Source organism: Embleya sp. NPDC008237 (genome assembly GCF_042956465.1).
GTDB lineage: Bacteria > Actinomycetota > Actinomycetes > Streptomycetales > Streptomycetaceae > Embleya.
In genome coordinates, this window is the sequence record NZ_JBIBGL010000036.1 from 47,474 (window position 1) to 60,662 (window position 13,189).

Consider the following 13,189-nt stretch of genomic DNA (forward strand, 5'->3'; position numbering starts at 1 on the left):
CCGTCAACAAACCACCGGTAGTCTGATCGATCCCAGCAACTCCCAGGTGGTGGTGGACCAGAAGCCGACTTCGCCCATGATGTGGCGGGCCACGAGGAGATGTGCCTCGGGAACGAATCCTAACTGGGCGATGATGCGTTTCTCGCCCGGCAGGCTCGCGTCGCCCGGTGGCGGGAGTTGTAGTTCGCGCAGGAAGGTGCCATCCGCCTTCCACACCACGACCGCGCCACCGCGACCGGTTTGCCCGGCGGCCGCAACGAACTCGGGCGACACCGCGGTCTGGTTGACGTAGAACGGATCTGCCGGGTAGTCGCGTATCTGCGGGTAGTCCGAACCGTTCGCGTTCGGGAACTTGGGGCGTTGGTCGAGGTCGACGGCGAGGAGACCGTAGGACTTGGTTCCGGAAGTAACCCCGAAGTAGTCGGACAGCAGGAGTTGGCCGGGAGTCTGGAAGGACACCGACGTCGAGGGCTTCGCGGGGGGCGGCGTCAACGGGCCGGCGGCCTCGTTGAGGATGCTGAGCCGTCCACCCACGTTCGCGACGGCAATGGTGTGCTTCGTCCCCATGATGGCGGTGGTTGCCGCTCCACCGTGGGGCTGGACGAGTCCCGCGCCGAAGTCGCCGGGCTTCGAGCGGACGGGGACGAGCATCGTGCCGTCGGATCCCGCGATGAGCACCTGGTCGTCGTAGTACACCCGCATGGCCGTCGGCTTCTTGGCCAGGCCACCCAACGGGTAGGAGAGAACGCGGTGTTCGTCCCGATCCCAGGCCAGGATCCCGCCTTCGGTGGCGACGGTGACAACGCGCGCCGAGGCTCGGACCATGGCGGCCGGACGCGCGACGGACGTCTCCGGGATCACCACCTGGACCCGATGGGTTCTCAACCCGATCGAAAGCACCCGATTGTTGTTGAGCAGGACGACGGCCTCGTCCTCTCCCCCCGGTGTGGCACCACCGTCCGACGTGACCACGAGATCGGCGCCGAGCAGCAGACGCCCCGGGTCATAGGTCCCGAGTTGGTCTTTGGTCGCCGCATCGGTGAGCCGCCGACACGGCGTGGATGCACGCGTCAAGACATCGAAATCGGTCAGGACACCGTCGTTCCACACGATGGTGATCGTCGTGCCGTCGGCGGTGAAGTCCAGCGCGAGTGGCTCGGCGGACCGGCCGACGCAGGAGGGATAGGTAATGCTGCCCATCGGCACCGGGGTGTCGGCGGCCGTCGCGTCATAAAGGGTAAGGGCACTTTCACCGTACGCCGCCAGGACTGCGCTGGGGTCGTGGAAGGCGAGGAGCGCGGCCCGTCCCCCGACACGACCGACAGATCGACCCGTCGCCACGTCCCATACCTTGACGAAGGCATCGTCACCGGAGGTGTACGCCCGGTGCCTGGCATCGTCCACCACCACCGCGTCCACCTGGGTAGGACTCGCCTGCCAGTTGCGGGCCACCCCCGAGTTGGTTTGCAACACATCGCGCATGGCATCCAGTGCACGGCCGCTGGTCGGGTCGATGCGATAGCCGGCGAGGGCCAGAAGTCCGGCCAGCCGTGGATCGGTCTGTTTCAGGCCGGCGGCTCGGGCCGCCAGATCCGCTGCCGCAGCCGTTCGTCGCTGCGCCAGGGTGCGGCCGTCGGCCTCTTGCACAGAGGACTGCACGAGGTAGGCCAGCCCTACGGCGAGGATGGTGATCACAGCCGCGACCGTGGTCCAGAATCGTTTACTGGGACGTCGGACCGCGAGGGAGATCACCTCGTCGAGGTTCTCCGCGAACTTGACCCGGACGCCGAGGGCTTCGGCAACCGGCTCCGCCGAGGCCCGCGACGCCGCGGGCGCGATGACCGTCCACTTCTCGAGTCGGGCCGCCGCCTCGAGTTTGGTCGACCAACCGGTCACCGGTAACAACGTTCGGTCGTCCCCGAGAGCTGCGGTGATCGCGTGATCGGCGCGGATGGAGCGCCCCACCGGGCGACGCCAGGAACTGCGGCGTCGGTGCAGTTCGGCCAGGCCCAAGGCGAAGGCGGCGCCGAGGGAGGCTCCGTCTACGGCTCTGCACGGGATGCCTTCGTCGGTGAGCGACCAAGTGATGCACCGCATGTTCTGTCGTTGACGAGGCCACTCGGAGGTCTCCCAAGCGATGTTGGCCGCAGTCGCGAAATCCGGGCCGGCGTGGAGGAACGCCATGGTGGTCAGGTCGGGATAGAGCCCGCTGGGCCCATCCTCGAGGATCGCCAGCCGTAGGGCACCGCGCCGTCCACTGTCCCCCTCCTCGGCGGCGAACAGGACGCGGACCACCACGCTCGCGCCCTGCCGTTCGGACGGGTGGCGCCCGGCGAGTCGGAGGGCCATCAAGGCTGTACACCCCGAGCCGGGGCCAAGGCCGTCGATCCGGCCGAGCCGGCGAAAGACTCGTTGCAGCCCCGGATGGCCGTCCGCCAGATGCATGGGGATTTGCGCCTGTACCGCGTCACCGGCGATCAGACCGGTATCGGCCCAGTGACCGCAAGCCGTCCGGATCTGCGCGTCCATGTCGTCCGGCCGGGCGATGGCCTGCGCCACCGACAACACGGCGCGGGCCGCCGACAGGCTGTGATGCCGGTCGAACCGCGGGGCGAGCCAATCCATGTCCGATCGATCCCAGCGCGGCGAGTGTTCCCTGAGGACGATCTCGTGGCGACTATCGGACGCGAGCAGCGTCTCCAAGGTTTCGGGTAGGCGGCGCAAGTGGTCCTCCACGAGGGAAACCCACTGCTGCTCCTTGCCGGTGAGCTTCTCGTAGACGTCCGCCGCGGTCTGCTGCTCCGACTCGTCGTCCTCAAGCATGAACGCCTCCTTGACGACTCGTCAGCGGAATCGACGGTGGCGCGAAGTCGCCGGATGGCCCGTGGTCCGCGACTAGGACTATACGTATCGATCCGGACGCCAGCGGTCGTTCCGACATACTCACCGCCAACCGGTGCGGCGGCGTCCTGCGCGGGATACCCGGCATGCACGCACCGCAGCCTGACACGCGGGACAGGTCCACGTGCCGATCGTCCTCGGTGGCCGGCCCGGCCACGGGAACTTCAAGCTGACAGAGAGGGACAGAGGGATCGGCACGTGGCCCAACGCCCCGGGTGGTCTCCTCTGCGGATGAACGACGCGAAGGGGTGGGACAGGACACGGTGAGGGTGAGGCCGACAGTCGGCGGACACCGGCGCTGAGCGCCTCGGCAGCCGGTCTCCTCGGGGGGTGAAGCCTCGAAGCCCCGCCCCGCACGAGCGCTGGTCGGCTACCGATCGGCCCGTACCGGCACGGCAGGTCCGCAACGTCTTGTGTCAGCGCATGGTGTCGCGGGCCAGGTCCGCGATGGGGGTGCCGGTGGATCGGGACCAGGAGTCGAGGGTGGCGGCGAGGGCGAGGACGGAGCCGTACAGCACGCGCATGCCTCCGTGTCGGGTGATCAGCGCCTGGACGTTGCGGAATGCCTTGTCCTTGGCGGCCAGGGCGAGGATGTCGGTGGCGCTGTTCTTTCCCTGCCAATGGCCGGCCGGTGGTCGCACGTGTCGTGTCAGGTCCGCCGGGGTCCGCAGCTCGCGTCCGGACAGCCACTCGTCGAGGAGGTCGAGCGCGACGCCGATGCAGCCGGCGACCGTGGCGGGTGAGGCTTCGGTGGGTTCGGGTCCGACCGCGTCCAGGATGGCCCCGGCCCGGGCGGAGTCGTCGTCGGCGAGGGCCTCGACGGCGTTCCGCAACGTGTCGGCGGTGGCCGAGCGGATGGGGCCGGTGGGCGTGAAGCGGGCCAGGTTCGCGCGTTCGACCGCCCGGTCGAACGCCTGCTGCAACGTCGCCAGGTCGGTCGGGGCGCCGCCTTCCTCGATCCCCTCTTGGGCCAGGAACGGCGCGATCTCACGCCACACTTCGTCGGCAAGACCCATCCGATGTTGGAGGGTCGGCTGGAACGGGACTTCGGGTTCGGCGCGTCGCATGTCTGTCATGCCCCGAGCCTCCCAGGATCGGCCGGCGGCCCGGGCGGAACACCGAATCCGAACCCGGACGAGGCGGACCGGATGGGGCCCGTTGCCGGAGTGTCGACCGGCCGAGTCGTGCCAGTCGCAGAGTGCCGTGCGGCCGTGCCTCGGTATCGCCCGGAGGCCGTACCTGCCTCCGTTGATCCCGGCCCTCGCGATCGCAGACACCACGCCGACTATCTGAACCAGCGTCAACTCGGACGGGTCCTCTCAACGGCGCCGCCCCGCCGCTGTGGGTGTCGTGGCGCAGGCGCCTGAAGTGCCGAGGCGTCGTCTATCCGCGAGAATGGGTGATGGTGGCATCGTGGGCTGAAGCTAATTACCGACGATCATTCTCGGGTAGGTCTCTAACTATGAGTCATATAGATGTTCCCAAACTCGGCACTAACATCGACTACGTCAGTAAAAACTCGTACGGAATGCTCGCCGAAGCTCCAGAGGCAGACCGTGCAGTCATCTTCTTTCACGGCTTTGGCGGGCACCCGTTCAAGACTTGGGCGCGCATGCAGGATCTGATCAGGAGCGACGACGATTGGAAGGGAACGGACGCCTTCTTCATCGGCTACGACTCCGTTACAGACGACATCATGCTTAGCGCCAGGTACGTCTCCAATATTATTGGCCAGATTTTCCCAAAGCCGCCAGGCGCCCTTTTCAGAGCGAGCGTAGGAAGAATGCACTACCAGCTTCGACCCGATGGAACGAGCTATAAGTCCCTCGATCTCGTCGGACACTCGCTTGGAGGCGTGGTGCTCCGACAAGCGGTGCTGCTGCTACTGAAACAAGGACTTGATGCTGGAGGATCACCTCACCTTGCGGATATACCGAACTCTTACTCGGCCCCTTGCAGCGCAAGAGTTCTACTATTCGCCCCCGCGCAAGGCGGGGTCCGTATCGCAGGCATAGCCGGCGTGCTCGGCAGTATCCCCCCGTTCAAGCAGTTCGTGAAAATCATTCGCGGAGGTTCACCCAGCTTCCAGGAACTGGAAGCTGGCTCTCAAGTGATTCAATCACTGCGGGAAGACACCACCCATTTTGCTGAGATGTACCCGACTCTCAGAAGCCTCCGAGCCCGCACCGTATGGGCGCACAATGACCGCATAGTGACGTCCCTGGACTTCCGCCACGACACCTCCTTTACAATCTTGGGTACGCATCACCAGAGCGTATGCAAGTCAAGCCCCAAATTCCGCGCATCTTTCGTCTTCGTCAGCACTGGCACTCTCACCCAGAAAGACGGAACGCTATGAGCGAGATATCCATTGACGGGTTCGCGTTTGCACAGTTCCATCGCTCGCGCCACACTCCTTCTTTCGTGAACTACCGCTCCACGAACCGCGAATCGCGAGATTGGCCCCCCTATCTGTACGCATTGGGGTGCGCGTTCGAGGAGAGATCCCAGCTAGCCCAGGGCATACATTTGGGGATCTTTGCAAAGGAGCCGGCCACTGCATTTATGGTTGACAGAGGTGTGCAACTGGATGAGGTGATACGCAGCAGCGCTTCGATTGACGAGGACTGGGCAAGGCTGCCCGAGTACCTTTCGACACAAGAGCTGCTTGACTCGAAATCCTGGCTTGCAAACTACGATTCCGATCAGTCCCGCTCGATGCTTTCCGATGAGTTCCGCTCGATGTTGAGCCTCCGAGGTTACGCCTCGTCGGCAGGCCTGGAGAGCTTTTATCGGGAACTACTTTTCGCTTCAGATGAGGCTTGGGCCGATCTTGTCGGGGACGCTCGATTGCGATGTTTCGAACCTCCCGTCCCCGAGAGTTATCCCGCGATCGTTGGTGGAATTTTCGACGCCGTACAATTGTGCGCCGATCTGCTCGACATGCGCGCCGAAATTCCCATGGGTGACACTGACCCGTGGCGGGTCTCATCGACTTCCACCGGGCCCCGCCGAGTAAGCTTTGACAGCTTTTCGAAATCGGACGAGATTACGCCTCAGAAGATATCGGACGCAGCTAGGCATGTGCAAAGCTCAAAGCAAGTTGTTGCGTCTCCTGAGACATTCCTCCTGGAAGACGCCCTTCTGTTGAAGGTCCTCAATTTCGCTCGACTACCAGAGCTCGCTCAAGGCCGACGTAGTCGCGATGAAGAGCGAGTTGTGGACGCGCGGAGAAGAATCATCGCTACTCTAACGCCGTCGGATGAGACGAGAATCGTTCAACGCCTTGGACCGCACTTCGCCTGGATCTCGGCGCTCTGGCGGCTTGCACCTGCGGATGAACGCTCGCTGATCAGAGCATCCGAGTTGGTAGAGCTTACGTCCGAGGTGCTGGGGACCCTTCGATAGAGGGGGCCCTCGGCGCTCGATGTGTAAGCTTGTGCTTTAACCTCCGGCTCCGTCGTACGGCGGCAATCGACAACGACGGCGAACTCCCCATTATCGATGGCACGTTGATCCGCCTGGAGGTCGACCGGCTGCCCGGCGGCGCTCGCGCCAGTTCCAGCGGGCTTTGCCGAAGGTGATCCAGCGCGGATCGGTCGGCCCCGCCGGTGCAATGGCAGGCTCGGGTCGTTGGAGTCCCACGCTCGCGAGACGCGCTGAGGGACCTGATCGTGACGTAATACGCCGACAATTGGCTCAACCTGGCCGTACGGATCGCCGTAGACGACCTCACTCACCCGTGCCTCCGCCGCGTCTTCACGGTCGACCGGTCGTCGACCTGCAAAGCGTCCCGGCTTCCATTGGACGAGAGATCCGCGGCGGTCACACGCGTTTCCGGGATTCCGCACGGCCCCGAGCTGCGCGACATTTCCCGTACGGCCGGATGACGTCGCGCGCCCACCGTCTCGATCGGCACCCCGCAGGCCCGCCGCCATCGGCAAAGTCGCTGGTCGAAGCCGATGGCGGAGAGAGAGATGATGGGCCCGTTCCGTTCCGGGCGATGCGAGGAGAACACCCCGATGACCGTGCCGCCGCTGACTCTCGAGGACCGCCAGGCCGCGCTCGCGAAGGCCGCCGCCGTGCGCAAAGAGCGGGCCGAGGTGAAGGAGGCACTCAAGCGCGGCCGGTTGTCGCTGGGCGAGGTGTTGGCCGACGACTCCGACGCCGTGCGCAAGATGCCGGTCCGCGCCCTGCTCGAATCCCTTCCCGACATCGGCAAGGCACGGGCCGCGAGGCTCCTCGACGAGCTGGAGATCTCCGAGAGCCGCCGCGTGCGTGGCCTGGGCAGCCAACAGCGCGATCGCCTCCTGGAGCGGTTCGGATGACCAGCCGTGGATCGTGCTCCCGACCTTTCAGCGGACGCTCTTCGCATGACGGTCGCCACGGGGCCGGTCGGCCGGTGCGGCCCGTTAGACGCCGGCTCATCAGGGTGACCGGGCCGCGAGCCGTACGTGGACGACGAGGGTGTCCTACGCGGTGTGTTGACGATCGACGAACTGACCAGCGCCCGGGCGCAGACCGACGCCGTTCGTGCTTTACGAAAACTGTGACATCGACTCACCCGGACAGCTCCGACGCCCGCACCTGCTTGTCGGATGTTCGTTCGAGTCATGTCGGCCCGTCGTGGTAGGCAGGGCCCTTTCGGCCGGCAACACCCGCAGGAGGCGACCGTGACGTCCGAGGATCTCGTGTTCGATTTCGAGCGGGTGCGTGTGCACGGAGTCGAGGTGTACGAGGGGACCGAGCTGGATGTGCGTGTGGTGATCGCGGGGATGCCGAGGGACGTCAAAGACGGCTTCGCCTACGACCGGGTGCCGTGGGGGCGGTTCTCGCACGCGTACGGCTCGGGCGAGGACGTTCCCGGCTACTTGGAGCGGCTGCGTTCCGCCGACCCGGGCGTGGCGCGTCACGGGCTCTCCTTGTTGGCGGGCTCCGTCTTTCATCAGGGTACGAAGGGTTCGGTGGCGCCGTTGACGGTGCCGTTCCTGCTGCGGATCGCGGTGGACCCGGCCGGGCACGAGCGGGTGAACGCGCTCGGCCTGGTCGCGGCGTTGGCTCGCCGCGACGACTGGGGCGACGGGTCGCGCACCGGTCTGTTGCGGGTGGCCGACGCCGACGACGAGGTGCGCGTCGACACGAAGGGCTATTCGCAGAACTGGTCGGTGCGGGCGGCGCGGGACGCGATCGCCGCAGACGCGCACATCCCGATCGCCTTTCTGGACGACCCGGACCCGGAGGTGCGGGAGGAGGCGGCGTACGTCCTGGCGGCGTCGTCGGGCCGCGCCCGGGAGATCTCTGCCGCCCTGCACGGGCGGTTCCGCGTCGAGGAGATTCCCCGTCTGCGGGCCGGCCTGGTCCTGGCGATCGCGCAACTGGCAAGGGAACACCACGACGAGGACGCCGCCGCGTTCACCCGCGCGTGCTGGTCGGACCCCGCACGCCCGCCCGAGGTCAGGGTCGCCGCCGCGCTGGGGTGGTTGTGCCTGACCCGCGACCCGGTGCCCGAGGAACTGCGCGCGGTTCTCGACGAGATCGTCACGGACGAACTCGGCCGCCTGATGGCCCGGGTGCCCTGGATGCGGTGGGTCGACGACTACTCCCGCGGCGCCGGACTGACACACACCCTGCACCAGATGTGCCACCCCGTCCCTACGCGCCCCGATCCCCGGGCGGACCCCGAGGGCTTCGCCGACGACCCGCCCTTTTGAGACCGGCGCCGGGGGCACCGCGGATTTCGCGAAAGATTCGGCCGTGGGCGACCGGCCACCCCGAACCACCCGACACCTCACCACCACGCTCACGCTGCGGCGCGCCGGTGGATCGTCCCGGGCGATCTGGCATCGACCGGCCACGAACATCCCCGGACCGACTTCACACCCCGCTCACCGGCGCATCTCCCGTTCCCTGAGGAGTCGTTCGCGTTCGGTGATCTGCGCCCGGTGCACCGCCCGGCGACCGACGGAATGTGCCGGCAGCCGGTCGCCAGCGGCTGTCGTTGCTCGATCTCACCGTGCGGGGGACGTGATCGCCGCGATCTTGTCGACCTGCGCTTTCATGACCGCTTCGGGTATCGCCACCGGCGGTGGGCCGAACATGCCCAGGGACATGCCTCTGACCAGTACCGGCCCCACTCGGACCACGGTGACGACGATCGAGTACTGGCCGTCGTCCGTGCCGAATTCCAGGGACAGGCTGTCGTCACCGAGGTCGTGGCCGGCGCCGCCGGTCAGCGCGTATTCGGCGGTGGAACTCTCTTGGGGGGCGGGGTTGTCGGTCGTCTCCGCGAAGTCGCCGCACGAGGGCAGGGCCTTCCTCGCCGCGTCCAGGGCCCCGGTCGCGTCGTTCCCGGAAAGGAGGGCGATGCTCACCGAGTGGACGGTGCCCGGCGTCTCCTCCGACTCCAGTCCGAGGTGGGTCACGGCCTTCGGCGCGGCGGCCCCGGACAGGTCCTCCAGATCGGCGATCGGTTGGCACTGCGGCTTGGCCGCCTTCGGATTCAGCGCCGGCCGGGTGACCTCCCCCGTCGGCGTCCACCGCCTCGGCAGGTCTCGCTCCACGACCCAGGCTGCCCGCAATTGCTCGGCGGTGAGCTCCTTGCCCTTCGGTGTGTCGGACGCGACTCCCGGGATCCCGGTCGAACTTGCCTCGGTGACCGGGCCGTTCGACCCGTCTTTCGCATCGCGGGCATTGTCGGAGTCGGAACACGCGCCGGTCGCCAGGAGCAGGGGGACGAGGGCGGCGGTGAAACGTCCACGGGCGGGGCGCATGAACCTGATTGACCAATCGTTCGATGGTGGGGACGCGCGCATCCTCGCACAGGGCTTCGCCGTGAACTCGCACGCCTGTCGTCCACTTCGATTCGGCTCCCGGAGGATCCCGGTCGGACCGGCACGGCCGGGTGCCGCCCCCGAGGCGCAATGCCTTCCGCCGCCGCCTCGGTGGAGTGTTCCCGAGGCGCCCTGCTTGGGTTTCGGGGTTTGCGATGACGACGAGCGACCGCGCCGGCACCATGAGGCACATCGACATCGACATCTTGGGGGATCGATGGATGACAGCAGCGACCACAGCGACTACAGCGCCCCGCAGGTGCGGGAATCGCGGCCGCTCTTGGCGGTGGCGGAGGCCGACGACTCCGGTAACGATACCGACGACGCGTCGTCGCCCGGCAAATACAACGCCCGTTCCGACGACGAGTTGTGGGGGCCGCCAAGCGGCCGTTGACCCCCCCGACATCATGGAGGACATCGCCTCCGGCCGACACCGTGTCCCCCTGGCCCGGGCACGCCCATGGCTGGCCCCGGAACTCGAAGACCTCGTCGAGAACGCGACGACGCACCTCGCCACGCGACGTCGTCGACCCGTACCCGCGCGGTAGGCGTGTCGGGGCGCTTTCGCGAGTGCACGGTGTCCGGGGCCGGGACCGACGACCACGGGTGAGAACTCGACCGCGTCGTTGACCTCGCGACACGCCCCGACGCGGCCCCACGGCCGGGCAGCGATGACATCGAGGGCCGCTGTTAAGTCACCCGGAGCGGGTGTCACGGGGTTCCGGGCCTCTGGGCGAGGAGGGCGCGCAGCTCCCGTCGTTGCCGGTCTTCGTCGGCGATCACGTCGGCGAGGACTTCGCGGTCGACGAAGGGCCGCGATCGTATGTGCTCGGTGGTGGCGGCCCGATCACCGGATGGCAGGTCGAGGTCGCCCGAGCGTCGATCCCCAAGGGCCAGGGGCCCTTGGGGGTCGACCACAGTTTGGAGGCTGCGAGGCGGCGGCCGGAGGCGCCGACCGCAAACTGCGGGCCGTCGACGCGGCCACTGGCACACAACGCCGTCGCTCCCGTGTCCTGCCCCGGCCCGCGGAAACAGGCATGGACCCCATCCCCCGCCTTGTCCAAGCGGGCCGCGTGCCGACAGCCCGTGCCGTCCACGAATCGGCCCGCGCCCGACAACAGACCAGCCCGCATGCCGTAGGAATGAGCGTCGATCACTCCGCCTGTTTGTGTAAGCATCCGTCAATCACCGTTCGATTCCCGGTGATTTCCGCCTAGTGGTCTGCATGCTCCGGAAGGCTGGAGTCCGGGGCGCGGACCGGACGTGCGTCCCGTGGCGGTCTCGCTTGGAAGGATCACACTCGTGCACGACGGTACCTGTGGATGCGATCGGGACAAGGGCGAACATCGTGGTCGGCGGCGGGTGTTGCTGCCGGCGGTGGTCGGGGGTGTCGCGCGAGCGGTGGTGGCGTGGTTGATCCTGACCCTGACGAACCAGGGTTGAACCCCTGCCGGGGATCGGCACGCCGATCCCCGGCAGACTCGGCCCTGGCCGCCTTGCGGGTGGGGTTTCTCCCGATTGTTGTCCGACCCGCGGGGAGCGGGGCCACGGAAGGAAGACCGTGATGCCGCCGATCACGATGCCCGACACGACACAGTGCCCCGACGGGCCGCCGCGCGCGTTCGTCGCAGCCCTGCACGCGCTCTATCGCGACGCGGGCAGCCCGGGGACCAGGATGATGGCCACCGCCATCAAGAACGGTCCCGACTCTCGCGGGACCATCTCGCATCAGGCGATCGCCGACCTGTTGCACGGCCGCAAGGTTCCCGGATGGCAGCGCGTGGAACCGCTCGTGCTGTTGCTGGCCGAGCGGTCGGTGTACCGGCCGGATCCTCAACAGGCCGCAGTACGTCTGTTCGGACTGTGGGAATACGCGAAAGGCGTCCCCGACCCGAGAATCTCGACCGTCCCATCGACCACCGCGGACGCTCCCGCGCCGACCCCGCAGACCCATCCCGTCGAGGCCTCGACACCGAGCGAGCCGCAAGTGCCGCCCGCACGCGTCGAACCATCCCGAAACGATGCCGCGCAGACGGTCCCGATCGGACCACCCGAGACGCCCGCCGTCGCGATCGCCGATACGCAACCACCGAGCCCCGTAGCCGTGCACACCCCACTCAGGCCGCCCACGTACTGGTTCTCGTACGAGACCTGGGGGAAGCCACACTCCTTCATCCAGCCGGCCGCGTTGTCCCAAGCCCTCATCTACAAGATGTTCGCCGCCACCATCGCAACCCCCGTGGACCTCACCGCACACACCGACCTGCTGGGCACGCGACTGGCGGGCGAACTCCTGCGGCGTTTCCCCTCCGGGCGCGCAGCGCTGTGGGGCGTGCCCCCGGGGCGCAACAACGCGAACCTGCGCAAGGCGTTGCGCATCGAGCCGGGGAATCAGGCGTTCCTGAGCGGGGACAAGAAGCTCTACCTCAGTGGGCAGGTCGCCGCGACCTTCCACAATCCGGCGCTGGCACGCCGCCTGTGGGGCGCCGACCAAGTCGGCAACAGCTGGGAGTTCATGTACGCGATCGACGCGGTTCGGGAACACCACCTGCCCATGGACGAGGTTCGGGAGCTCCTCGGATGGCAGCCCAACCGCAACGTGCAGAACCTGACGCACCTCAGCGACACCGAGAGCGCACTGCTGGCCGAACTGCTCCAGCTCGACCCGCCGGCCGTCACCGAGGACCTGGAAGCCGGCCCCGGACAGGATCCGACGTCCGGCCGGACACTCCTCGACACGGATATAGACACGGACATCGACCCCGACTTCGCCCTGGCCGGCACACGGACATACCAACAGAGACTGCGGCGACACGTCCTGGCCCGCACGTCCGCGTGCGCGCTGTGCCAACGCCACGTACCCGCCGGTCTGCTGATGGTCCACGCGATGAAGTCACCGATGGCCTGTTCGGAGGCCGAACGCCGCAGCCTCGACAACGCGATGCCCCTGTGTGCCCTGGGATGTCGGGAACTGTTCGAGCAGGGATACCTCGCGGTGGCCCCCGGCGGTGACATCCGGTTCAGCACGGACGTCACCGCCGCACCGGAACTCGTCGATTGCACGCGGCGATACCTCGCCCCGCCTCGAACCTCATGGTGGACACCCGAACGAGAGCCCTTCTATGCCTGGCACCGCGAGCACGTCTTTCGCCGCCCACCGACGGCGTGACCGAGCCGCGGGGTTCCTGATGGGCGCAGACCGCGCGGGCAGTCGGCCCGAGCAGCGACTCCGAGTGTGTGGCGTCGACCCCGTGTCGATTCGACAACGAGACTCGTCCTCGCATGGAGCATCCCCGGGAACGACGCGCGGTGTTCCTCGGCGGCGCATCGTTGGCGCCGACGCGAGAGGGCCCGTGCCGCCGAGGCAGGAGGAGGCGGACGAGCTCCTGCGGTCGGTGTTTCTCGATCCGAGTGCCGCCGAGGCCCGTGAGCGGATCACCGGGTCGGGGCGGACCCTG

10 protein-coding genes are annotated in these 13,189 nt (G+C 67.3%); 7 read left to right on the forward strand and 3 right to left on the reverse strand.

Annotated features, from left to right (window positions below; all coding sequences use genetic code 11):
* Window positions 1-3: 3 nt before the first annotated feature.
* Together ACFZBU_RS46625 and ACFZBU_RS46630 are read right to left on the reverse strand one after the other, a co-directional pair.
* A complete protein-coding gene (locus ACFZBU_RS46625; RefSeq protein ID WP_391589923.1) occupies window positions 4-2,823 on the reverse strand; it encodes a hypothetical protein in 2,820 nt (939 codons plus the stop codon).
* 494 nt (window positions 2,824-3,317) lie between these two features.
* Complete coding sequence (locus ACFZBU_RS46630) at window positions 3,318-3,977, reverse strand: hypothetical protein (RefSeq protein ID WP_391589924.1); 660 nt, start codon at window positions 3,975-3,977, stop codon at window positions 3,318-3,320.
* Window positions 3,978-4,363: 386 nt separating this feature from the next.
* On the opposite strand from ACFZBU_RS46630, the gene ACFZBU_RS46635 reads away from it, so the two are divergent.
* The 4 genes from ACFZBU_RS46635 (at window position 4,364) to ACFZBU_RS46650 (ending at window position 8,612) form a co-directional block, all read left to right on the forward strand.
* Window positions 4,364-5,260: an esterase/lipase family protein gene (locus ACFZBU_RS46635; RefSeq protein WP_391589925.1), complete on the forward strand. Its 897-nt coding sequence runs from the start codon at window positions 4,364-4,366 to the stop codon at window positions 5,258-5,260.
* A complete protein-coding gene (locus ACFZBU_RS46640) occupies window positions 5,257-6,309 on the forward strand; it encodes a hypothetical protein (protein ID WP_391589926.1) in 1,053 nt (350 codons plus the stop codon). Before ACFZBU_RS46635 ends, ACFZBU_RS46640 begins: the two co-directional genes overlap by 4 nt.
* A 614-nt stretch (window positions 6,310-6,923) precedes the next feature.
* The gene (mihF, locus tag ACFZBU_RS46645) at window positions 6,924-7,229 is read left to right on the forward strand and encodes an integration host factor, actinobacterial type (protein ID WP_391589927.1); all 306 of its coding nucleotides are present in this window, start codon (window positions 6,924-6,926) and stop codon (window positions 7,227-7,229) included.
* 345 nt (window positions 7,230-7,574) lie between these two features.
* A complete protein-coding gene (locus ACFZBU_RS46650) occupies window positions 7,575-8,612 on the forward strand; it encodes a hypothetical protein (protein WP_391589928.1) in 1,038 nt (345 codons plus the stop codon).
* A 297-nt stretch (window positions 8,613-8,909) separates the two neighbouring features.
* Here ACFZBU_RS46650 and ACFZBU_RS46655 read toward each other — a convergent pair whose 3' ends face one another.
* Entirely contained in the window at window positions 8,910-9,671 is a 762-nt protein-coding gene (locus tag ACFZBU_RS46655; RefSeq protein ID WP_391589929.1) for a hypothetical protein, read from the reverse strand.
* A 277-nt stretch (window positions 9,672-9,948) separates the two neighbouring features.
* Between ACFZBU_RS46655 and ACFZBU_RS46660 the strand changes: the two genes are divergently transcribed.
* The 3 genes from ACFZBU_RS46660 to ACFZBU_RS46670 all read left to right on the forward strand — a co-directional run bounded on the left by ACFZBU_RS46660 (window position 9,949) and on the right by ACFZBU_RS46670 (window position 12,900).
* Window positions 9,949-10,125 (forward strand): hypothetical protein, encoded by a 177-nt coding sequence (locus tag ACFZBU_RS46660; protein ID WP_391589930.1) that lies wholly within the window; start codon window positions 9,949-9,951, stop codon window positions 10,123-10,125.
* 908 nt (window positions 10,126-11,033) lie between these two features.
* Window positions 11,034-11,174, forward strand: a complete 141-nt coding sequence (locus ACFZBU_RS46665) for a hypothetical protein (RefSeq protein ID WP_391589931.1) — start codon at window positions 11,034-11,036, stop codon at window positions 11,172-11,174.
* Window positions 11,175-11,295: 121 nt separating this feature from the next.
* Window positions 11,296-12,900, forward strand: coding sequence for a hypothetical protein (locus tag ACFZBU_RS46670; RefSeq protein WP_391589932.1), 1,605 nt, complete (start codon window positions 11,296-11,298; stop codon window positions 12,898-12,900).
* Window positions 12,901-13,189 lie beyond the last annotated feature (289 nt).